This is a genomic window from Mucilaginibacter gossypii (assembly GCF_017569325.2).
In the GTDB taxonomy this organism is placed as follows: domain Bacteria; phylum Bacteroidota; class Bacteroidia; order Sphingobacteriales; family Sphingobacteriaceae; genus Mucilaginibacter; species Mucilaginibacter gossypii.
The window spans coordinates 1,381,003-1,404,820 of record NZ_CP071878.2; the positions used below are offsets into that span (position 1 = coordinate 1,381,003).

A 23,818-nucleotide genomic window follows, 5' to 3' on the forward strand; every position below is an offset into this window, starting at 1 on the left:
ATGACGCCTTTGAGTTTAAGCGCCTGCTATTTTATAAAAATCTGTTCAATTAGATATTTTAAAATCAGCTACCAGCTTTTCATCGGCCGAGTTGCTTCCCAGCACCAGTTTGTAATTACCCGAATAAAGTTTCCATTTGTGCGTAGAGAGATCCCACTTTTGCAAATCCTGAACAGGGATTTTCAAAGTAACGGTACCTTCTTTATCCTGCTCCAGACTGATGCGTTTAAAGCTTTTTAATTCTTTAACAGGCATCCTGTCGATGTTGGGATATTTGATATACGCCTGCACTACTTCATCGCCATTAAATTTACCGGCGTTTTTAACGTTTACTGTTACTGCGAGGGTATCGGCTTTTTTGTAGGTGGTTTTTAATTTACTGCCCAGGGTGTAGCTGAACGACGTATAACTTAAACCGAAACCAAAAGGATATTGCACCGGGCCGGTATAGTAACGGTAAGTGCGGTTTTTCATGTTGTAATCGCTGTAATCGGGTAAATTGCTCATGTCTTTATAAAAAGTAAGCGGCAGGTGGCCCGAAGGCGAAACATCGCCAAAAATAATATCAGCTAATGCATTACCCCCCTGTTCGCCGGGGTACCAGGCAAATATAATGGCATCGGCATAAGGCTCAATAGCAGATATATCAACATCGCTGCCTGCGGTAATTACAGCAATAAGAGGTTTGTTTTTTACACTTTTACGCAGCTCTTTCATAAAAGCAATTTCGCTGGCAGGCAGGCTCAGGTTTTTTTTATCGCCGCCGCTTTCAGACAGGAAAGCGTCGCCTGCTTCGCCTTCCAAAACGGGGGAGAGGCCTATCACAGCAATGGTAGCATCAGCATTACCCGCAGCCCAGGTGCCGCCAAAATGGGTGGTGTCTTTATAGTCGCAACCCAAATCGTATTCAACACGGGTAGCTTTGTCAACCGCGCCGGTTATACCTTCAACAAAGTTAATTACCTTACTGCTGGTGCCGTGGTAATTAGCTATCATAGCATCGAGCGAGGCCGCGTTTGGCCCAACCACCATAATGCTGGAGTAGCTGCTTTTTTTAAATGGCAAAACATTCTTGTTATTCTTTAACAATACCATGCTTTGCTGGGCCACTTTACGGGCCAAAGCCAAATGTTGTTCATTGTGAACACTGTCGGCGCCGTAACCATGATAAGGATTAGCGGCCGGGGCGTCATAAAAGCCCAGTTTAAATTCGGTGCGTAAGATAGCGCCCAGGGCCTGGTCAACATCTTTTTCAGTAAGTAGGCCTTGTTTAATAGCTTTAATACCATCGTTCTGCAAAATGGACGAGCAATCCAGGTCAACACCAGCCTTAATGGCAGCCGCTGCTACTTCAACCGCAGTTGGTAGCGTTTTATGGGTAAGGTATACATCGTCCAGGGCACCACAATCAGTTACCACGTGGCCGCTAAAGCCCCATTCTTTCCGTAATATGTCGGTAAGCAGCATTTTATTTATAGAGTTTGGTACACCGTTAACGCGGTTGTAGGCGCTCATTACCGATTCAACACGGTTTTTGACCAGTTCGTGAAAAGCATACAGGTAGGTTTCGCGAAGATCTTTCTCATCAACTTTAGCATCAAATTTATCGCGGGTAGCTTCCGGGCCGCTATGTACGGCAAAGTGTTTGGCCGTGGCCGATGTTTTTAGGTATTTAGGATCATCGCCCTGCAAACCTTTAACAAAGGCTGAGCCCATACGGCCGGTCAGGAATGGGTCTTCGCCATAAGTTTCCTGTCCACGTCCCCAGCGCGGGTCGCGGAAAATATTGATGTTGGGTGTCCAAAAGGTGAGGCCCATATATTGCAGGTGCCTGTCTTGTGCTATGGCCAGGTTATATTTTGCGCGGGCCTCAGTTGATATGGCCGTTGATACCTGCTTTAACAGATCTTCGTTAAATGTAGCCGACATACCGATTGCCTGCGGAAATATGGTTGCTTCCCCGGCGCGGGCTACGCCATGCAAAGCTTCATTCCACCAGTTATAGGCAGGAATGCCTAAACGCGGTACGGCCTGGCTGCGGTAGCCTAATAATGAGATTTTTTCGTCGATGGTTAATTTCGATAAAAGATCTTTTACGCGTGAATCAATCGATTGCGAAGCATCTTTATAAAAAGGAACCTGCGCATTTGCGGTAGAAAATTTTAGTAATGCCGCAAGCATTACCGAACAACATAGGAGTTTGTGTTTTATGGTGGAAGCCATTTTTAGATGATTTATTTTTTGAGTTTAAAGTTAATATTTATTCCGTAAGTATGGGTTGGCGGCAGGCTTGCTCCTTCAATTCCTGCATATTTTATATCCGGCGAAAATCCAGATTCCGGATCGATATTGGCCGAGCGCTTCATAATTGTCCACAAGTTTCTGCCTACCAGTGAAAAGGTTATGCCTTCAAATGGTGTTTTATTAAGAAAGCCCTTTGAAAAAGTATAGCCAAAAGTAACCTGTCGTAATTTAATAAACCTGCCGTCAAGCACATTTAATGCAGATACATTTTGGGCCAGCGCCTGGTAATAGTTCTGCGCAGGTACAGCAATGGTATTCTTTTCACCATTGGCGTTTACTCCATTGCCAACAACGCCGTTTTCCCTGCCTGCAAGGGTAAGCTGGTTAAAGCCCCTGTAAATGCTATTATAATTTGTAGCCGATAATATTTTATTACCAAAACGGTAATCGATCAAAAATGAGAGGCTTAGTTTGCCAAATGCAAAATTGTTGTTTAATCCACCGTATATATTAGGTACCACGCTACCCATAGGTACACGCGGGCCGGCCATGGGTAAACCATTTTCGTCAAAAATGATCTGTCCTTTATCATTTTTAAGGTAATCGTTGGCCATAATCTGAGGCCCTGGCAAGCCTTTAACCAGTGCCGTAGCAGCGTTTAGCGGGCGGTAAGTACCGAAGCTTATGTTAGCCGACTCGGGAGTGCCGTCTGTTTGAAGGATCTTGTTTTGTACATAAGTAAAATTAAACGATGGCGACCAGGTAAAACCGGTTGCTTTAACAGGAGTGCCGCTTAGCTCAATTTCAATGCCGTTGTTTTGGGTTGAGCCCGTAGGGATAAACCGCCGTGCAAAACCGGTTGCCAGATCAAGGTCGCCTTTAATGATCTCATTTTTTGTTTTACGGTGAAAATAGGCTACATCAATTCCAAGCCTGCCGTTTAAAAATTTAAGCTCGGTACCGGCTTCCATTTCGGTAAGCGTGTAAGGCTTAAGGAATAAATTGGGCAGGCTGTCGCTGAAACTCCCGATGGCAACACCGTTTATTGAATAATTTGTTGTGTAGTATTGGGTTGTTACATATGCATCAGTTGGCTCGCCGCTCGTTTGCGCATACGATAACCTTAATTTTCCGAAGTCAAGGCTGGGGATTTGAACGAGATCGGAAAATAAAAGACTTGCCGATACCGAAGGCGTAAAGATACTCCGGTTATCACTTGGCAACGTGGAGTAGGTATCGTAGCGGCCGGTAGTAGTTATTGTTAAATATTCTCTTAATGAAAAATCAACAGCATAATAGCTTGAATGCGTTTCGGTACTATTATAGTTGTAATTGCTGTTTTTGATGTTCAAATTATTATAGCTGTAAAAATATGGTATAATGAATGGGCCTCCAAAAAGCTTCGTGTACTCGTATGTGTTTTTACGTAGGTTAGTCCCTGCAGATATGTCAAAACTCAGCACTTTAGCAATAATGTCATGTTTGGCACCTATTAGCAGGTCACTGTTTAGTTCAGATCGTCGCGTGTTTGACTGTTCATCAAGTCCTCCCATCCCGCCGGCGTAATAAGCGGTTCCGGTTGGGGTAACCGTTTTTCGTTTATCGTAAAGGATGTCGTTACCTAACCTCAACTGTGCATACATCCAATTATTGAAATTGTATTTACCCGATAATGCAGCTATTAAGCGGTTACGGTTTACATCATTAATAAACCGATTAACGGTAAAATAAGGGTTTGTAGTAAAGGTGTCGCTATTCCATCTTATTTCACTGCCATCTGGGGCATAACCCGGCGCAAGGATAGCCTGATCTTCGTTGGCTGCCAGGTATTGAATGTTATTTACATTAAAAGGCCCATCGCTCAGGTTGGGTTTTAAATTGGAAGTTTCGTTGATAAAATTAGCTACAACATTAATATTCAGTTTTTTGGTAACATTTTGACTTGCCGATAAGTTGAACGTTTTGCGGTTGAGATCACTGTTACGTACTATTGAGCCGTTGCTAAGGTTTGATAACGACAACCGGAAATTACCATTGTCGTTACCGCCGCTAAATGCAGCAGTGTTGGTAAAAGTATAACCCTGACGGTAAAACTTACTGATATTATTTTTTACGGCGGAGTAGGGGTAATATTCGCCATCAAACTGAATTGTGGGTTTACCATCCAGTTTTTCACCCCAGCCATAGTTGCCTGAGGATATTGCATTGGTTACGGTAGTCGGCCTTATCCCATACAAACCCTGGCCGTATTGTGTTTGATAATCAAAGGTATTAATTGCCTTATCAGTTTGGTAATTGGTATTAAACTCAACACCAAATGGAGTGTTTTTTTTTCCTGTTTTGGTAGTTATTAAAATTACTCCATTGGCTGCTCTCGCTCCGTAAAGTGCCGATGCCGCCTGGCCCTTTAAAACGGTCATATTTTCAACATCGTCGGGATTTATATTGCTGATGCCATCGCCAAAGTCGGCCCCGCCCCATTCATTGGCCGATCCCCTTTGGGTATTATCCATGGGCACACCATTAATAATAAAGAGTGGCGCGCTTGCACCAAAACTTGTAACGCCTCTTAGTAAAATACGCGCAGAAGATCCTGGTCCGCCGTTTATGCCATTGATACTTAAACCTGCAACGCGCCCCTCCAACGAGTATGCTACATTTGATTCCTTGGCTTTATCAAGCACCTCACCACTAATAGTAGTTACTGAATAACCCACCTTTTTTTGCTCCTTGTTAATGCCAAGTGCCGTTACAACCACTTCGTTTAGCACGTTACTTACCGTAAGCGAAATAGTTACCGGTACAGCGCCAATAAGTTTTACCTCTTTTGTAACGTAGCCTACGAAACTCACTATCAATGTTGACCCGGAGGGTACTTCAAGCAAAAACGCCCCCTTCGCGTCGGTGAGTGAGCCCATGGTTGAACCTCTTACCCTAACTGTAGCGCCTGCAAGCGGCGCGCCATTCTCATCAACAACAACGCCCGTTACTTTAACTACATTAACTATTTCATCAATCGGGGCAATTACTATCAGGTGATTGGCAAGCTCGGTATAAGCGAAGCCCGAATTGGCCAAAATTTTATCTAAAATACTTTTAACATCTTCATTATCAGAATCTATGTCAACTTTGTTTAAAGCAGGGATTTTTCTTTCGCTATAAACAAAATGATAAATGCTTTGATGTTCGATGGCTGAGATCACCTTTTTAAAATCGGCCGATTTTAAATTGATAGTGACGCGGGTTTGTGAATATACAGTTAATATAGCCAGTAAATTGAAGAATAATATTAACGTAAACCGTATTTTCATTTATACTGATAACCTAAACCTGTTGCCAACATCCATTGAGGATGCCTAAATTTACATAAATTTTATAATTAGCACAGGTAATAGTGTAAAATGACCGAATTGGTAGGTAACAATTACGAATATTGTAAAGCCACAGCCAAGCCAACTGATGGGAACAAATGTACTGATAACTAACTGTAGAATTATCAGTTAATAGATATAAATGGCGGCATTTTTAATTTTATAATGAAAATCTTCGGTAATGCGTAATGCGTCAAGAGCCTGAGTAATGGATTCTTTTTCATAAGTGCCGCTGAAACGGTACTTTTTCATTTCATCATTTTTAAATTTGATCTCAACACCATACCAGCGTTCCATGCGCATGGCGAGGTCGGCAAAGCTTTCATCCCGGAAAATGAGTTTATTCTGTGTCCAGGAGGTTTCTAAAATGGCACTGTCGTCCTGATGAAGACGGGTAAAACTGGTTAAGACATATTGCGTACCGGCACTGCTGTCGGTAGGTGGTGAAAGCTTAGCCTGGTTTTTACGTACAGTAGTAAACGAGCCCTTTTTAACAATCAGTTTTTCACTTGGTTTTAAAATGATCCTGTCCGATGGCCGGTCGTCAAGGGTAACTTCAATGGCGCCCCTGATCAGGGTTGTTTCACTTGACGGATCATCGGGGTATGATTTAACGTTAAAAGCGGTACCCAGCACCTTAATGTTCATTTTTTCGGTATGGATAATGAACGGATGTTCATGATCTTTATGTACATCAAAAAAGGCTTCGCCGCTTAAATAAACTTCGCGGGTTTTGCCTGTGAAGTTTGTTGGATATCTTAACGAACTTTGCGAATTAAGGGTGATACGTGTACCGTCTGTTAATACAATGGTTGATTTATCGCGGGCAGAAGTGTTTTTATTTTGCCAGGCGCCGGATGTTGCGCTTGCAATTCCGTGGCCCAAAGTAACTGTTTTTGAATAAAAAAGGTACGCGCAACCTGCTATTAAAACAACAGCGGCCGCAGCACGCCAAAGATAATGCATCGTGCCCTTTTTAACGGGGTTAATGGCCGTTGCAGGTTCAATAACTTCCTGTGCTTTAATTTTTGACTTTATTTTTTGAAAGGCGAGGGCATTGTCGGCATATTGGGCATCGCTATGTTTCCAGTAAGCAGAAAGGGCTTCGTATTGTTCACGAAGGGAAGCATCATTAGCTAAGCAACGCTGAAATTCATTATTTTCATCAGAGCTGATTTCATTCGACAGTTTTTTGCCCACCAGCTCTATAAATTTATCATTGCCCATCGTATAATTGCATCCTTATTTATGATAGGACAACTTATTTAGGTTAATTACTTACAAGTGTAAAAAAAATAATTGTAAAATCACAATTATAGAGCCCAAAATATTGACAGCGTTTGGTTTAGGTTGAATGTTGTTATGTTTGTTGTATTGTGTCAAAACGACACTGAGCTTCTTGATTGCCCTGAAAAGCTGGGTTTGTACAGTACGGGGCGAAATATTAAGAATTTCGGCTACCTCCTTGTATTTCATACCATCTTCTTTTATCAACCTGAAAACTATACGGCATTGTTGCGGTAAACCGGCTATGGCCTGGTCCATTCTAAAAATCAACTCTTTGTTTTCTATTTCCTTTTGGGGGTTGTAGGTATTTACAAATTCAACCGAGTTGGTTTCTTCAATTTGTACAAGATGTATGGTTGAGTATTTTTTGATATGGTTTAGCGATTGGTTTTTTACCGCTACAAACAGATAGGTTTCAGGGTTTTGAATTTCGGTGAGGTTTTTACGGTTAATCCAGCACTTCACGAACACATCCGAAACTATTTCTTCGGCAATCTCCCGTTGATGTACGTATAGCACACAAAATTTAATGAGCGAGTTGTTAAGGATATGGAAAAATAGCTCAAAAGCATTCTCATCGTCATTATTGCAAATGAGTTTCCATAATTTCAGCGTATCAACTTTTCTGTCTCTCAAACCGAAGATTTTTTAATTAATCAACTAAATTTAAAACTTAATAATGGTGTAACAATAATAACATATTAAAACCGAAAAATAAAATTTTATGATGTAAGTTGCGATGTTTTTTAAAATATTTTAAAAAGTGTGTAGGCAATACACCATATAAAATTGTCAGTAATTTATAAAATAAAAGCTTGATGAAACGTTTATTTACAGTATTTCTTTTGGTTTTTGGGTGCTTTAAAACCTTTGGGCAACAGCACAATATGTCAAAACAGTATGTCCCTGCCGGTGACCCCGCAGTTGAGCAAAAAATTGCAAATTGGCAGGATCTTAAGTTTGGTTTGTTTATGCACTGGGGCACCTATAGCCAGTGGGGTGTAGTTGAAAGCTGGAGCATTTGCCCCGAAGATGAAGGCTGGACACAACGCCGCGGCCCATACGGTGCAACTTATAATGGCTATAAAGCTGCCTATGAAAATCTGCAAACCACTTTTAATCCAACCAAGTTCAATCCCGAAAAATGGGTAAAGGCGGCCAAAGATGCAGGTATGAAATACGTAATTTTTACTACCAAGCACCATGACGGTTTTTGTATGTTTGATACTAAAGAAACCGATTATAAAATCACGAGTAGTAAAACCCCTTTTTCAACTAATCCGAGGAGTAATGTAACCAAGGAGATCTTCAACGCTTTCCGTAAAGATAACTTTATGATTGGTGCCTACTTTTCAAAGCCCGACTGGCATACTGAAAATTACTGGTGGCCGTATTTTCCGCCAAAAGACCGTAATGTAAACTACGATCCGAAAAAATACCCTGAACGCTGGCAAAAGTTTAAAGATTTTACCTATAATCAGATCAGCGAGTTGATGAGCGATTATGGCAAGGTTGATATTTTATGGCTCGACGGGGGATGGGTACGTCCGAAAAGCAGCGTTGATACTACCATCGACTGGCAGCGCGGAATCAAATTTGATCAGGATATTGATATGCCAAAGATTGCCGCAATGGGCAGGCAAAAACAACCTGGTTTGATAGTGGTTGACCGTACCGTAGCCGGCAAATACGAAAACTATACTACTCCGGAACAGGAAGTACCCGAAGTACCGCTTGATCATCCCTGGGAGAGTTGTATAACCATGGGCAATTCATGGAGTTATGTTCCGGGCGATCATTATAAATCGGTACAGCAAATTGTGCAGCTATTGGTAAAAATCGTATCGCGCGGCGGTAACCTGCTCATGAACATCGGTCCCGGCCCGGATGGCGATTGGGACCCGGTTGCTTATGAGCGCCTGCAAGGTATCAGCAATTGGATGAAGATCAATGGCGAGGGTATTTACGCCAGCCAGTCGGTTGCACCGTATTCAACAGGTAATATATATTATACAAAAGCCAAAACCAGTAATACCATTTATGCCTTTGCTTTGAGCGACCAGGAAAAGGTGATTTTGCCTGCTACTATATCTGTAAAGCTTAAAGATGTTAAAAAGGTAAAGAAAGTAACCTTACTTGGCAGCGCCCAAAGCCTTAAGTGGAAACAGGTAGCTGATGGAATCGATATTAGTATCCCGGTAAAATTACAACAGGCCAGCGGCCTTAATGAAGCGGCCGGGTTTAAAATAGCTTATTAATATTTCATAATACCAATTAACCACAATGTCATTTCGACGAACAGGGTAAGGGCTAAGAAAAGGGGGAGGAGAAATCTTATACGAGCGACAAGCGGGCTGTACATGCATGATAGCATGGCGTATAAGATTTCTCCTCCTGATCACTACCACAAATGCCCTGCATACTCGTCTAAATGACAATTATACCGGACAAAATCCCACATAATATAGCCAAGTTTTTACAGCTAAAATGATTTGGCAGTTTTTAATTTTGATCATTCATCAATCCAAATAAATGACAACAACCCGTTCTGCAGGCAGATCTGCATTGTTTAAATTTTCATTAGTGTTATCTGTGATTGCTTCAGGCGTTTATCAAAACGCGGAGGCGCAAACCAGCTATGAGCTTAACAGCGGCTGGAAATGTACCTCAATCAATAGTGTTAAAGATAATGGCACTACTATATCACAATCCAATTACGATCTTGCTGCGTGGAACCCTGCGGTAGTGCCCGGAACGGTGCTTACAACCCAGCTGGCCAATAAACAGGTACCCGATCCATTTTACGGGATGAATAATGAAAAGATCCCTGACATTTATAAGGTTGGTCGCGATTATTATACCTATTGGTTTGCCAAAGATTTTAAAGAGGCTGTGCCAACTGGCAGCAATCAAACTTACCTCAACTTTCGTGGCGTAAATTATAGCTGCGATGTTTTTCTGAACGGGCATAAGCTTAACAGCAAGCTGCACAAAGGCATGTTTTTGCGCCAAAGCTATAACATTACCAAATGGTTAAGCAAAAACGGCAATAACCGTTTAGCTGTTGTGGTATACCCTCCGGATGTTGTTGGTAACCCCAACGGTGGTCAGGGCGGTGACGGTACTATTGCACGCGGCGTAGGCATTCAGTATACAGCTGGCTGGGACTGGATCCAGCCCATCCGCGACCGTAACACCGGCATCTGGGATAAAGTAACCATTGAGCATACCGGTGCTGTGGTTATAAAAGATCCACATGTAGTTACTCTTGTTCCGGGAGTTCGCCAGCCGGAAGGTGCGCAACAGCCCGCCATTGTGCAGGTTTCGGCTGATGTTGAAAATGCTACAAATGCTGCTGTTAGCGGTACTTTACAATATAATTTAGATGGCAAGCTGGTATCACAGTTGGTTACACTGAAAGCAAATTCAAAACAGGAAGTTAAACTGGCCGATTATAGCCTTAAAAGCCCTAAGCTTTGGTGGCCTAATGGCTATGGTCCGCAAAATTTGTATAAGCTTAATTTGCAGTTTATAGCAGGCGGTAAAGTATCAGATCAAAAAAATATTGAAGTTGGTGTACGCCAGATTACTACCGAATGGAACAATAAAACGGAAAGCCGCCAGGTTAACGTAAACGGTCAAAAGGTATTTATTAAAGGTGGTAACTGGATCATATCCGATCAGATGTTACGTTTCAGCGATGCCCGTTACGATGCTGAAGTTCGTTTTCACCGCGATATGAACTTAAACCTGATTCGTGTTTGGGGCGGTGCGCTGATTGAACGCCCTGAGTTTTATGAAGCTTGCGATAAATACGGGATGCTTGTTTTTCAGGATATGTGGGGATCCGGTGATTGTAATGGTCGCTGGATAGATCCGATGAAGGCTGATGATCAATGGACCCGCCGTAAATATCCTGATGATCATGACCTGTATTTAAAATCGGTTGCTGATCAGGTTAAACTGGTGCGTAACTTCCCATCGCTTGCTATTTGGTGCGGTGGTAATGAGATCACTCCGCCTGAGGATATTTTTGCAGCCCTGCGCGATACTATTATGCCTAAGCTGGATAATACCCGCTGGTTTATCCCGTATTCAAACTCCGAAGAAATGTCACGCAACGTACAGGGCGGCAATGGTGATGGCCCTTACGGCATTCAAAGTCTTACCACTTTCTGGGATCATCAAACCTATCCGTTCAATTCGGAAGTTGGTTCGGTTGGGGTTAGCGATTATGAGTCATTAAAACGCTTTATCCCGGCGGAGAACATGGTAGTGCCCGAGTTTGATGCATCTACCGGCAAAACTAAAACAGACCCGGTTTGGGAGTATCATAAATATATCGGCTACGACGGCTTTATTGATAAGTATGGAAAAGCCAAAAATGTTGAGGACTTCGCAACAAAAGCACAATTGGTAAATTATGATCAGTATCGTGCCCTCATGGAAGGTTTTAGCTCTCATATGTGGGATTGGTATACCGGTACTATCATCTGGAAAACCCAAAACCCATGGACAGCCATGCGCGGCCAGATGTATGATTATTATCTTGATCCTAACGCTTGTCTTTACGGTTTACATAACGGTAGCGAGCCTTTACACATCATGTATAACCAAACAGATGGTATGGTAATGGTGGCCAACAATACTTTTAAAACGCATAGCAATATGCTGCTGGTAGCTAAAACCTATGATATGGATGGCAAAGAGAAAGTGTTAACAAAGGTTTTTGCTGATGTAACGCCAACTACTACCAAACGCTATTTATCACTTAAGCATGAGATTGAAAAAGAGGCAAAAGACAAAGGTGTTTTCCTTTGCCTGCAGCTGCTTAAATCGGATAAGGAAGTGATCAGCGAAAATATTTACTGGTTGCCTGACGCTAATGGCGATTTTTCCGGCTTACAAAAAATGCCGAAAGGTACTTTAGGAGCCACAGCTAAGTATTTAAAAAATGGTAAAGTAGAGGTAACACTGACTAACGAAGGTAACGGTGCACTGGCATTTTTCAACCGCCTGTCTTTAGTTAATGCTGATACTAAACAACGTATTCTGCCGGCCTTTTATAGCGATAACTATGTAACGGTATTACCGGGCCAAACTAAAAAAGTTGTTATCGACCATAATCCAGGTGCAGATAAAAACCTTGCAGTAACCATTGGCGGCTGGAACATAACAGAACGTACTATATCTATCGACAAATAATAAACACAGACAATGAATACTATTTCAAAATATTTGTCGGCAGCGGCATTGGCCCTTATCTGTACCGGTGCTGTTAGCGCTCAGGAAACGGCCTCGAAATTCCCGTTGATACCTTATCCTGCCCAATTAACTGCGGGAGAGGGCTCATTTACTATCACCTCTAAAACGGCTATTGTAAATGCCGGCGCTTTTAATACCGAAGCTTATGCCTTGAAGGATTTGTTGTGCAAAGGTTTAGGCACGCCTGTTGAAGTGAGCAAGATAAAGAAGGCCCACGCCATAAATCTTGTTTATGATGCAAGCATAACTACTCCCGAAGCTTATCGCATGAGCGTTACTAAAGAGCAGGTGGTTATCCGCGCGAAAGATCCGGCAGGTGTGTTTCATGCGGTAGAAACCATTCGCCAATTATTGCCAGTGGGCGTTGAAGCGGGAGTGGTGCAAAAGCAACTGTCGTTGCCGGTTGTGGCTATCGAGGATGCGCCTGTTTACGAATGGCGCGGCATGCATTTGGACGTATCGAGGCACTTCTTTTCGGTAAGCTACCTGAAAAAATTTATCGACCGGATGGCGTTGTATAAAATGAATAAGCTGCACCTGCACCTAACTGATGATCAGGGCTGGCGCATCGAAATAAAAAAATACCCGCTGCTTACTGAAGCCGGTGCATGGCGCACGTTCAATAACCAGGACTCGGCCTGCATGAAAAAGGCTAAGGATAATCCTGATTTTGTGATTGATAAAGAGCATATCATCCAAAAAAATGGTAAAACATTATACGGCGGTTTTTACACCCAGGCTGAAATGAAAGGTGTGGTAGCTTATGCCGCCGCAAGACATATCGATATCGTTCCGGAAATTGATATGCCGGGGCACATGATGGCTGCCATTAACTCATATCCGTTTTTAACCTGCGATGGCGAAAATAAATGGGGTGAATTATTCACCAAACCTATCTGCCCTTGTAACGAAAGCACCTTTGAGTTTGCCGAGAATGTATTCACCGAGATTATGCAGATTTTCCCATCTAAATATATCCACATCGGTGGTGATGAGGTTGACCGTACCAACTGGGGGAAATCGGATGCCTGTAAAGCCTTGATGGCGAAGGAGGGCATTAAAGACCTTGCCGGTTTACATAGCTACTTCATTAACCGCATGGAGAAATTCTTTAACGCTAAAGGTCGCAAGTTGATTGGTTGGGATGAAGTAATTGAAGGAGGCATCAGCCCGACAGCTATTATCATGTACTGGCGCACTTGGGTGCCTGATGCACCGGTTAAAGCTGTGAAGAATGGCAATACCGTGATCATGACGCCCGGCGAACCACTTTATTTTGATAATCAGCCCGATCAGTATTCTGTTAGCAAGGTATATCACTTTAACCCGGTACCAAAGGTACTGAATGTCGAAGAAGCAAAATCAATTATCGGTGCACAGGCTAATATCTGGTCAGAAATGATCCCTTCAGAAAAGCGTGCCGATTATATGTACATGCCGCGTTTAACCGCATTGTCTGAAATGCTTTGGACACATAAGGATAGTGAGTACGATTCATACCTGAAGCGTTTAACAGAACAGTACAAAAGGATGGACGCGTTGCAGATCAACTATCGTTTGCCCGATCTGCCAAATTTGCTTAATCAGTATGTTTTTATAGATGAAGGCAAGCTAAGCATAGCGTCTCCATTGCCAAGCCTTACTATCCGCTACACTACCGATGGTACTTTGCCAGATGCTAAATCACCGGTATTGCCATCTCCATTAACTATTTCAAAGTCGGAATTGGTAAGGGTTGCCGCGTTTACACCAACCGGGACACGTGGTGATGTTTATAATTTGAACTACACACAACAGCAAATGCTTGGTCCGGTAAAAATTGCTCCACCTAAACCCGGGCTTACAGCTACTTATTATAAGGCTTTCTTTAAAAAGACTGCGTTAATGCAAAATGCAAAGGTTGACAGCACGTTTAGTACTGATAAAATAGAAGTACCTGCTACGGTTAAAGCTCTGTCATTTGGTATCACTTACAAAGGTTACATTGATGTGCCAACTGATGGTATTTACAGCTTTTATTTAACCTGCGATGATGGTGGCGTACTTTACATTGGCGATAAAACCGTCGTGGATAACGATGGCAACCACTCAGCGCAGGAACGTAGCGGCCAGGTTGCCCTAAAAATGGGTGCACATCCGTTTAAGCTTGATTTTATTGAAGGTGGCGGCGGCTTTAAGCTATCGCTAAAATATAGTGTTAATGGTTCGGCCCCACAGGATGTGCCGTCATCATGGTACAAAAACTAATTATCTGATACCAATTATGAAGAAGTTTACAGGCATTGCCTTATTATTACTTACGGCCGGTTTAAACGGTTTCGGCCAAACTGCTCCTAAACCTTATGGCGTATTGCCTACACAAGGGCAGCTTAACTGGCAGGAAACCGGGATGTATTGCATTATCCATTACGGCGTTGATACTTATACCAACAAGGAGTGGGGCTTTGGCGATGAAGACCCAAAGATTTTTAACCCATCGCAGTTTAGTGCACTACAGATTGTGGCAGCCGCAAAAGCCGGCGGTTTTAAGGGTGTAGTTGTGGTTGCCAAACACCACGATGGTTTTTGTATTTGGCCAACTAAAACTACGGAGCATAATATCACCAAAAGCCCATATAAAAATGGCAAGGGCGATATGCTGAAAGAATATCGTGAAGCTTGCGATAAACTCGGCATGAAACTGGGTGTATACTGCTCGCCATGGGACAGGAACAACCCCAACTATGGCACGGCCGAATATGTTAAGACTTATCGTGCGCAATTGAAAGAGTTGTATACCAATTACGGTCCGTTGTTTATTTCATGGCATGACGGTGCTAATGGCGGTGATGGTTATTACGGTGGCAAACGCGAAGTAAGAAAAATTGACCGTTCAACTTATTATGGCTGGGATACTACCTGGGCTATAACCCGCAAATTGCAACCAAATGCTGTTTTATTTGGCGATGTTGGTCCGGATGTGCGTTGGGTAGGTAATGAGGAAGGTCATGCGGGCGAAACCTGCTGGGCAACTTATACGCCACATGCTCCTGATGAAGGCAAAACCCCGGCTAATGGTTATGTGAAAGATTACGAAGGCACCGAAGGCACCCGTAACGGTAAATATTGGATGCCAGCCGAGTGCGATGTTTCATTACGCCCCGGATGGTTTTACCATAAAACACAGGATGAAGGTGTGAAATCGCCTTATACCTTGCTTGATCTTTATTACAAAAGTGTAGGCCGTGGTGCAGCGCTTGATTTAGGTTTATCTCCTGATCCGCGTGGTATTATTAACGAGATCGATGTTAAATCATTAACCGAGTTTGGTAACCTGGTTAAACAAACTTTCGCAGTTAATTTGGCAAAAGGCGCAACACTAACAGCCAGTAATGTGCGTGGTGGTAACAAAGCCAAATTCGGTCCGCAGTTTTTAGTAGATGACAACCGTTACAGCTATTGGGCAACTGACGATAAAGTAACTACGCCAACTTTAACTATTGATCTGCATTCGCCAAAAACATTTAACGTGATCCGCCTGCGCGAAAATATTAAGCTTGGGCAGCGTATTGAGGCCGTTGCCGTAGATGCTTACGTAGATGGCAAATGGGAGCAAATAGGTGAGGCTACCAGCATTGGCGGTAACAGGTTGATCCGTTTAACGCAAAATATCATAGCAAGCAAATTGAGACTGAGGGTTACCGCTTCGCCGGTGGCTATTGCATTGAGTGATTTCGGGATTTATAAAGAGCCTGTACATTTAACTGCGCCAAAAGTGTCACGCAATAAAAAAGGTGAAGTAAGCATTATTACCGAAGCACCGGTAAGCGCTATCCGCTATACGCTTGACGGGCACGAGCCAACATCGAGCTCGCCGGTTTATACTAAGCCGTTTGTGCTTAATGAGGGCGGAGTAGTAAAAGCCCGGAGCTTTGAAGGTAAAGGTCAACAAAGTGAAAGCGCTTATGCATCATTCGGCTATGCTAAAATCGATTGGAAAGTATTGGATGCCACAGCGCCTAATGAGGATTGGGGACGTGCAGAGAATGCCTTTGATGAAAATACCGGGAGTCTTTACAGCACGCTAAAAAAAGAAAGCGCGCAATTCCCGCAGCAGATCAGCGTTGATTTGGGTAAAGAACAAAAGATAAAAGCATTTGGCTATTTGCCAAGGCAGGATAAACAGGCCGAGGGCATTGTTGATAGCTATGTGTTTTATGTCAGCGACGACGGCAAAACCTGGGAAAAGGTGGCATCTGGCGAGTTCTCAAATATCAAATCGAACCCAATTGAGCAGCCTGTTGCATTGAAGCAAGAGGTTAGCGCCCGTTATTTTAAATTTGAAGCCACGCATGTAATTGCAGGCAATGGTATTACCGTAGCCGAATTAAGCGTTTATTAATAATCTATTAAGTATTGGGGTTTAATTGGCAGCAATATAAACCTCAATACCCTCATTTAAATAAAGAATGAAAAAACAACTCGTTTTGGCCGGTTTACTGGCCCTGGTTAATTTAAGCTCCCAGGCACAAAGGCATCAATCGCAGCCTATGAAAAAGGCAAGTGGTTTAACGCAATATGTCGATCCGTACATCGGTACCGGTTTTCACGGTCACGTTTTTGTGGGTGCAAGTGTTCCCTTTGGTGCAGTACAATTAGGCCCAGCCAATATTTCTGAAGGCTGGGACTGGTGTTCGGGCTATCATATCTCTGATTCTACCATCATCGGCTTTCAGCATACACACCTTAGTGGTACCGGTATCGGTGATTTAGGCGATATTTCTTTTATGCCTACAACCGGGCCAATCAACGTATATAAAGGCAGCAACAAAAATCTTAAAGCTGGTTATGTGTCGTTGTTCAGCCATAAGGACGAGGTTGTAAAACCGGGCTATTATAAAGTAAAACTTAAAAAATACGATATAGGCGTTGAGCTTACCGCCAGCACACGTGTTGGTATGCATAAGTACACTTTCCCTGCAACAAAAGATGCTCACATCCTCATCGATTTGCAGGAAGGCATAGGCTGGGACAGGCCAATGGAAACCTATATTAAACAGGTTGATAAAAACACAATCTGCGGTTATCGTTTTTCAAAAGGCTGGGCAGATGATCAGCGTATTTACTTCACTGCGGTATTCTCTAAACCTATTAAAACGTTTGCAGTTTACGATAGTACGGCTAACGTAAAGGGTGCAGAGCTTAAAGGCGTGAAAGTGAAAGGTGTTATCAGTTTCGCCACTACCAAAGGCGAAGTAGTTTATGCTAAAGTGGGCATCTCGCCGGTGAGCGCCGAAAATGCCATGTTGAATATTAAGGCCGAAATACCGGGCTGGGATTTTAATAAAGTAGTTACCGATGCCGATGCAGCCTGGAATAAACAGTTTCAGAAAATTGTGATCAAGGCCGATTCATTATCACAGATGAAGAAGTTTTATACCGCTTTTTATCACACCATGATAGCGCCATCTATCTTTAACGATGTAAATGGCGAATACTGGGGAACCGACAAAAAGGTGCACAAAAACGAGGGTTTCAACAATGTAACCACATTTTCATTATGGGATACTTATCGTTCAAACAATCCGCTGTCAACCATTATCCACCCGGAGCATGTGAACGATATGATCAACTCTATGCTGGCTATTTATCAGCAGCAGGGAAGCTTGCCGGTTTGGCATTTAATGGCTAATGAAACCAATTGTATGGTGGGCTACAGTGCAGTGCCTGTTGTTGCCGATGCTTTGTTAAAAGGTTACAAAGGCTTTGATGCCAATTTAGCTTACGAGGCCATGAAAACCACCGCCATGGGCGATGACCGTGGTATCAAATATGTGAAAAAATATGGCTATATCCCGGCCGATAGCAGCCGTGAATCAGTTTCAATGGGTCTGGAATATGCCATTGACGATTGGAGCCTGGCGCAGGTGGCCAAAAAACTGGGTAAAACTGAAGATTATGCTTACTTCAGCAAACGCGGTGCCTACTACAAAAACTATTATGATGCCAAAGCTGGTTTTATGCGTGGGCGTTTATCGCAGGATGCATGGCGTACACCTTACAGCCCGTTCATTTCTATCCATGAAACCGGCGACTTTACTGAAGGTAACGGCTGGCAATATACCTTCCTTGTCCCGCAGGATGTGGAAGGCTTAATTGATATGCTGGGCGGCGTTGATAAATTCAATACCAAGCTCGATTCATTGTTTATTGCGCAAGGCGATATGGGTAAATTTAAATCGCCGGATGTATCTGGTTTGATCGGTCAGTATGCCCATGGTAACGAGCCAAGCCACCCGATGAGCTATTACTATGCTTACTCAGGCAAACCATGGAAAACAGCCGAAAAAGTGAGGTTTATCCTCGATGATTTTTATACCGATAAACCGGATGGCATTATTGGCAACGAGGATGTAGGGCAAATGTCAGCCTGGTACGTGTTATCGGCTGTTGGTTTTTATCCGGTTAACCCGGCCAACGGCCTGTACGTATTTGGCAGCCCGGTGGTTAACGAGGCTACACTGCAATTGCAGGGAAACAAGAAATTCCATGTAGTAGTTAAAAATAATGGCCCTAAAAATAAGTATATCCAGGCCATGACGCTTAATGGAGCTAATTACACCAAAACTTATATCAAGCACACTGATGTTATGCAAGGCGGTGAACTGGTGATTACCATGGGCGATAAGCCTGGCACCGTTTGGGGTGTTGGTGAAGCTAATAAAGCTGTTTCGGTGTTGAAGTAAATACAAACAATATTATTATTCCCCCTGTCATTTCGACGGGCAACGGGCAGGGTAGAGCATTAGGGCGAGGAGAAATCCTATACGTGCGACTAAGCAAATTTGCATATCGAACGTATAGGATTTCTCCTCGCCCTTTCTTTTTGCCGGGCTTCACTCGTCGAAATGACAGTGGGAATGTTTTAGGTGCGGTCGGTGTTATTATCGCACGCCTGGACGCTTATCTTTTTCAATCAAACAGCATTTATCAAATTATGCGATAATATGATAACATAGACAGCAGGAGGGGGGTAACAGGGTTAACATAATTTTGACTAATATTGTTTATGTAATTGATAATCATATGATTAAAAGACAGAAGGGGTTGCACGAAAGATTTTCAAAATATTCAGCTTACGGTCGGTGTTGTCACACTTGAGCCTGTAGGAAATATCTCCATAAGATAAATCCCTAATTAAAACTTAATCTTGCCTTGACATGTTATCTCAACATGAACCGTCTCCTCAAAAAGCTCGAAAAAATTGGCCGCGATCCTAAGAAGCTGTTTAAAAACGGTTCAACATAATTCTTATGGCAGATAAATGAACGATGGCAGTACTTGTATTGTTAAAACGCTCATAATTCTTAGCGGCTCTTCTGTTAGTATCGATCCATGCAAATGTCCGTTCTACGATCCAGCGCTTTGGTAATACTTTAAAGATGTGTAATTCGCTTCTTTTTATTACCTCAAAAGCTATTTTGAATTTGTTTTTCACTTTATCGATTAGCGCGCCCCGGTAACCATTATCGGCAAATATTTTAATGATATTGTTCCATGTTTCAAATAGCTTAGCGATTACATCCATCGCTCCGTCCCTATCCTGAACCGAAGCACTTTGAATAACCACAGCAAGCACCATCCCAAGCGTATCAACAATAATGTGACGTTTGATCCCTTTTATTCTTTTTCCTGCGTCAAAACCCCTGCTTTCGCTGCTTACAAGTGTTGATTTGATAGATTGAGCATCAATTATACCAACCGTTGGTTGCTCGGTTTTCCCTTGCTTTAACCTCGTTTGCTGAACGAGGCTCTCCTGAATTACTTCAAAGATCTCCTGATTTTTCCATGTGTTAAAATAGTAATAAACCAGTTGCCAGGGTGCAAAATCCTTTGGTAGCATACGCCATTGACAGCCCGTTTTTACCAGGTAAAGAATACCATTTATGATTTCTCTCAGTTCATAACGACGGGTACGTTGTGTATCAAAGTATTTTGATATAAATTGCCATTGGCTATCGCTTAAGTTGCTTGGGTAATTTGTCATTCTAATTGGGTTTGTGGTTATTCACAATTAGTATTTATTCAAGCTATCAGCGATGGCCTTTTTATCAACTTTTCAACACATAACATTTTCTTTCACCCGTTTTTAAACAGCTTCTAAGATCACCGCAAAAGCAGTTGGCCTGCGTTATGTTTCTGACTCATCGCCGGGATATACCCGCAAAAAATCGGGAAAGGGCTGGAGTTATTATGATGCGGATGGTAACCTTATAAAGGACAAGGAGCTGATAGCAAGGTTTAACAAGCTGGTGATCCCCCCGGCTTATACCAACGTTTGGATCTCGCCTTATGAAAACGGTCACCTGCAATTTACCGGTACAGATGCCGCAGGGCGCAAACAATACCGTTACCACACCTATTGGAACCAGATCCGCAATCAATCCAAATATCATCGCATGCAGTCTTTCGCCGCGCATTTACCGGCAATTCGGGAGCAGGTAGATAAAGATCTGGCAAGACGTGATCTTGGTCATGAAAAGGTGGTAGCATTGGTTGTAAGGTTAATGGAGTTGACAAGTATCAGGGTAGGGAATGAGTCGTACAAAAAGTTGTATGGATCATTTGGTTTAACAACTTTGCAAAACAGGCATGTAAAGGTTGAAGGTTCAAACCTGCGGTTTGAGTTTAAAGGTAAAAAAGGGGTGTTTCATAAAGTATCGCTCCAGAGCCGCAAGCTGGCCCGTTTAGTAAAGCAATGCAGGGATATCCCGGGAAAAGAGCTTTTTCAATACTATAATGAGGATGGAACCCGTTGCAGTGTTGGTTCAGGCGATATCAATAATTACCTGCACGAAATAACCGGCGAGGATTTTACAGCCAAGGATTTCCGTACCTGGGCGGGCAGTGTGAGCGCGTTATACGCCTTTAAAGAAGCCGGGGAGTTTAATAGTATAACCGAATGCAAAAAGAAGATTGTGAGTGTTTTGGATGAAGTAGCGATAAACCTTGGGAACACGCGTACTGTTTGTAAAAAGTACTACGTGCACCCATCGGTTATTAAAAGTTATGAAGAAGGCACCATTTTTAAGTATATCAGCCAGCTTGATGAACGCGAAGATGTAAAAGCCGCCGAACTTAATATTGCTGAGAAAGCCTTACTCAACCTGCTGGAAACGGAAAAACTGGCCGAGGCCAGTTAGCTGGTTGATTATGTTTAAAGTTGCTTAAGAGAGTGGTTATTTCTATTAACTATTAACTGATCTTACCTTATCGAAATAAAACTACTCACGTAATCCAACTTAATCAACCAATTACTTTACTTTTTACGGGTGGTAATCACTACTACACCGTCTTTGGCTTTATCGCCGTATTTTTTCGTACTGTCATCGCCTTTCAATATCGAAATGCTTTCTATTTTGTCGGGATTAAGTTTTTTAAAGGCTTCTGTGGAACTGGTTTTACCGTCTATTACAATTAATGGGTCTTTATCGCCATTAGTCATAATGCTCATTCCGTTTACGTTTAACGCCTTAACGTTTGCTTTTTTGCCGTAGCCGGTAACAACCACATCGCCTCCATTTGCCACTATCGCGTCATCATCGGATTTTATACTGTATGAAAGAGCCGTTGGTTTAGCTTTTACGCCGTTTATGGTAATGCTGCTACTGCCAGTTCCGCTTGATGAGTTGGTAGTGTTTTTTGAAATGTAAGTTTTTACATTGCTGTAAGTTTTACCAACACTTTTACTAACCGGACCAACAGTTACTACGTTAATATTGTCATTGTCATTTAGCACAGTATAGCCGCTTAGGTTGGTGTTAACCTTTTTAAAAGTAACGTTGGGTACATCTTTTTCGAGCTCGTCCTTATTAGGAGCGTCTTTAGTAATTATGTAAGCAACTTTAACAGGTTTGTCATCATCAATTTTTACAAACTTCCGGGCGTTATCGCCGGTAAGTACATACATGTTCTCGATTTTTGTCGGATCGAGGGTTTTACTGGTAGATACCACGCCATTTATCACAAATACCAAAGAATCTTTTTTAATGAATGCAAAAGATATCTTTAGCTCTTTATTAGTATCCGGTTTGGCGGCCATTGGCGCGATAGCTATTAATGGTGTAAGTGAGGGTTGAGGCACGGCCGCGGGTGTAACCATTGGTTTTGCAGCAGGTGTTTTGTGGATTGGTTTACCTGCTTTTACCGGTTTTGCAGATGGAATTTCGTCTGCATTGATGTTAATGATCCTGGCCAGTGGTTGTACCGCGGCGGCAAGGGTGATCCTCACCGGTTTGGCAAAGTCAGCTTTTGAAATGCTGAATACCAGCAACAGGGCCATAACGGCCGGCACTACAAAAGCGTAGCGGGTGAGGTTAAGTTTCGACGATCTTTTCGCGTTCATCATGATTATCCGTTTTTTTATAGTTGAAATATTGAAATGGTTTACAATGCCGGGTTGGGTATTATTAAAACTCACATTAACCAAACTGTATTGATAGGTTTTACTGTCGATACCATTTTTGAGGATCTTTCTATCGGTAATAAACTCGATGTTTTCGCGTACAGCCCGCTTAATAAGCCAGATGCCGGGGTTAAACCAGTAAAAGATACTGCTCAATTCAGCTAACAAAATATCGGCTGTATGCCACTGGTTTACATGCACCTGTTCATGCAGCAGGATCGATTTCAGATCGGCAGGCTCATGCTTGGCGGGATTTACATAGATGCTTCGCCAAAAAGAGAATGGGGCTGCGTCTTTATCCATTACCCGAACCAAATGGCCGCCTATGTATTGAGGTCTGGAGTTTTTATACAATCGTAAAAGGGAAAAAAGCTGCAAGGCCAGGCGGATGAGCAGCAGGCCGGCACCCGTCCAGAAAATAACACTCAACCAGTACCAGTAATCAAATGTTTGAACCGGCTGGCTTATCATTTGCGCCGATGACTGCCAGTTGATGGCTATCTGCTCCATAGGTTTGGCCAGACCCTCGTGCCGCTGCACAAAGGCCGAAAAATTGATCTGTGGGTAAATGCTTGCAAACAGGATGGCCACAAGCAAATAGATCCGGTTAAGTGTATAAAAGGTGAGGGGCCTCAGTACCAGGTAATAACCCGCGCAAAATAATAGCAGGGCTATGTTTACTTTTATTAAAAAAACAAATGTTGCCGGCATGATTGTAAGGTTTATTGTTTTTCAATAAGTTTAATGATCTCCTTCAGGTCGGTAGCGCTGATTTTTTTTTCGTTGGCGAAAAACGTAACCAGGTCTTTATAGGAGTTTTGAAAGTAATCACTCACAAAACCACTCATAAAGCGCTTTTTATATTCCTCTTCCTGTATCACGGGCAGGTAGCGGAACGAGTTGCCCATTTTTTCACTTTTTAAAAATCCTTTGCGCTCCAGGTTTTTTATGGTTGAGGCCAGGGTAGTGTAAGGGGGCTTGGGTTCGGCAAGCTGATCCAAAAAATCCTTGATAAATCCCGGGCCCGATTGCCACACTGCCTGCATTGCTTCCTCCTCTTGTTGCGATAGTTTTTCCATTGTGTTTACGATTGTTTCGTAAATCTACGAACTATTCGTAGCAAAGCAAATTTATTTTTACTTTTTAACAGAATTTAACGTTTGGGAGGAGAGGTTAGTGGTTGGAGATCAGAGGTTAGGAGGATTTG

13 protein-coding genes are annotated in these 23,818 nt (G+C 42.7%); 6 read left to right on the forward strand and 7 right to left on the reverse strand.

All coding sequences use genetic code 11. The annotated features are described in order from the left end of the window. Positions 1-45: 45 nt before the first annotated feature. The 4 genes from J3L18_RS05995 to J3L18_RS06010 form a co-directional block, all read right to left on the reverse strand. The gene (locus J3L18_RS05995; RefSeq protein ID WP_223266060.1) at positions 46-2,223 is read right to left on the reverse strand and encodes a glycoside hydrolase family 3 protein; all 2,178 of its coding nucleotides are present in this window, start codon (positions 2,221-2,223) and stop codon (positions 46-48) included. Positions 2,224-2,234: 11 nt separating this feature from the next. Next, positions 2,235-5,555 carry a SusC/RagA family TonB-linked outer membrane protein gene (locus tag J3L18_RS06000; RefSeq protein WP_129567579.1) on the reverse strand — a complete coding sequence of 1,107 codons (3,321 nt, stop codon included), beginning with the start codon at positions 5,553-5,555 and terminating at the stop codon, positions 2,235-2,237. Positions 5,556-5,744: 189 nt separating this feature from the next. Beyond that, positions 5,745-6,842, reverse strand: a complete 1,098-nt coding sequence (locus J3L18_RS06005) for a FecR family protein (protein WP_129567580.1) — start codon at positions 6,840-6,842, stop codon at positions 5,745-5,747. Positions 6,843-6,893: 51 nt separating this feature from the next. Next, positions 6,894-7,538, reverse strand: coding sequence for an RNA polymerase sigma-70 factor (locus J3L18_RS06010; protein WP_189549003.1), 645 nt, complete (start codon positions 7,536-7,538; stop codon positions 6,894-6,896). Positions 7,539-7,720: 182 nt separating this feature from the next. On the opposite strand from J3L18_RS06010, the gene J3L18_RS06015 reads away from it, so the two are divergent. The 5 genes from J3L18_RS06015 (at position 7,721) to J3L18_RS06035 (ending at position 18,892) form a co-directional block, all read left to right on the forward strand. Continuing rightward, positions 7,721-9,160, forward strand: a complete 1,440-nt coding sequence (locus J3L18_RS06015) for an alpha-L-fucosidase (RefSeq protein ID WP_129567582.1) — start codon at positions 7,721-7,723, stop codon at positions 9,158-9,160. Between the two features lie 274 nt (positions 9,161-9,434). After that, entirely contained in the window at positions 9,435-12,107 is a 2,673-nt protein-coding gene (locus J3L18_RS06020; protein ID WP_129567583.1) for a glycoside hydrolase family 2 protein, read from the forward strand. A 12-nt stretch (positions 12,108-12,119) separates the two neighbouring features. Continuing rightward, a complete protein-coding gene (locus tag J3L18_RS06025; RefSeq protein ID WP_129567584.1) occupies positions 12,120-14,414 on the forward strand; it encodes a family 20 glycosylhydrolase in 2,295 nt (764 codons plus the stop codon). A gap of 16 nt (positions 14,415-14,430) precedes the next feature. Then, the gene (locus J3L18_RS06030) at positions 14,431-16,548 is read left to right on the forward strand and encodes an alpha-L-fucosidase (RefSeq protein ID WP_129567585.1); all 2,118 of its coding nucleotides are present in this window, start codon (positions 14,431-14,433) and stop codon (positions 16,546-16,548) included. A gap of 67 nt (positions 16,549-16,615) precedes the next feature. After that, positions 16,616-18,892 (forward strand): GH92 family glycosyl hydrolase, encoded by a 2,277-nt coding sequence (locus J3L18_RS06035; protein WP_129567586.1) that lies wholly within the window; start codon positions 16,616-16,618, stop codon positions 18,890-18,892. A gap of 542 nt (positions 18,893-19,434) precedes the next feature. On the opposite strand, the gene J3L18_RS06040 is transcribed toward J3L18_RS06035, so the two are convergent. Beyond that, positions 19,435-20,193, reverse strand: coding sequence for an IS5 family transposase (locus tag J3L18_RS06040; RefSeq protein ID WP_129571991.1), 759 nt, complete (start codon positions 20,191-20,193; stop codon positions 19,435-19,437). Between the two features lie 139 nt (positions 20,194-20,332). On the opposite strand from J3L18_RS06040, the gene J3L18_RS06045 reads away from it, so the two are divergent. Then, the gene (locus J3L18_RS06045) at positions 20,333-21,349 is read left to right on the forward strand and encodes a DNA topoisomerase IB (RefSeq protein ID WP_375339185.1); all 1,017 of its coding nucleotides are present in this window, start codon (positions 20,333-20,335) and stop codon (positions 21,347-21,349) included. A gap of 116 nt (positions 21,350-21,465) precedes the next feature. Here the strand turns inward: J3L18_RS06045 and J3L18_RS06050 are convergent, their stop codons facing one another. Both J3L18_RS06050 and J3L18_RS06055 read right to left on the reverse strand, forming a co-directional pair. Next, on the reverse strand, positions 21,466-23,322 hold the full coding sequence (locus J3L18_RS06050) for a M56 family metallopeptidase (RefSeq protein WP_129571190.1): 1,857 nt from the start codon (positions 23,320-23,322) through the stop codon (positions 21,466-21,468). 11 nt (positions 23,323-23,333) lie between these two features. After that, on the reverse strand, positions 23,334-23,690 hold the full coding sequence (locus J3L18_RS06055; protein WP_091162636.1) for a BlaI/MecI/CopY family transcriptional regulator: 357 nt from the start codon (positions 23,688-23,690) through the stop codon (positions 23,334-23,336). Positions 23,691-23,818 lie beyond the last annotated feature (128 nt).

What these genes read in the sequence shown, in the direction of transcription:
- J3L18_RS05995 (WP_223266060.1), bottom strand. Translation starts at nt 2,223, where the DNA reads ATGGCTTCCACCATAAAACACAAACTCCTATGTTGTTCGGTAATGCTT.
- J3L18_RS06000 (WP_129567579.1), bottom strand. Translation starts at nt 5,555, where the DNA reads ATGAAAATACGGTTTACGTTAATATTATTCTTCAATTTACTGGCTATA.
- J3L18_RS06005 (WP_129567580.1), bottom strand. Translation starts at nt 6,842, where the DNA reads ATGGGCAATGATAAATTTATAGAGCTGGTGGGCAAAAAACTGTCGAAT.
- J3L18_RS06015 (WP_129567582.1), top strand. Translation starts at nt 7,721, where the DNA reads ATGAAACGTTTATTTACAGTATTTCTTTTGGTTTTTGGGTGCTTTAAA.
- J3L18_RS06020 (WP_129567583.1), top strand. Translation starts at nt 9,435, where the DNA reads ATGACAACAACCCGTTCTGCAGGCAGATCTGCATTGTTTAAATTTTCA.
- J3L18_RS06025 (WP_129567584.1), top strand. Translation starts at nt 12,120, where the DNA reads ATGAATACTATTTCAAAATATTTGTCGGCAGCGGCATTGGCCCTTATC.
- J3L18_RS06030 (WP_129567585.1), top strand. Translation starts at nt 14,431, where the DNA reads ATGAAGAAGTTTACAGGCATTGCCTTATTATTACTTACGGCCGGTTTA.
- J3L18_RS06035 (WP_129567586.1), top strand. Translation starts at nt 16,616, where the DNA reads ATGAAAAAACAACTCGTTTTGGCCGGTTTACTGGCCCTGGTTAATTTA.
- J3L18_RS06040 (WP_129571991.1), bottom strand. Translation starts at nt 20,193, where the DNA reads ATGACAAATTACCCAAGCAACTTAAGCGATAGCCAATGGCAATTTATA.
- J3L18_RS06050 (WP_129571190.1), bottom strand. Translation starts at nt 23,322, where the DNA reads ATGCCGGCAACATTTGTTTTTTTAATAAAAGTAAACATAGCCCTGCTA.
- J3L18_RS06055 (WP_091162636.1), bottom strand. Translation starts at nt 23,690, where the DNA reads ATGGAAAAACTATCGCAACAAGAGGAGGAAGCAATGCAGGCAGTGTGG.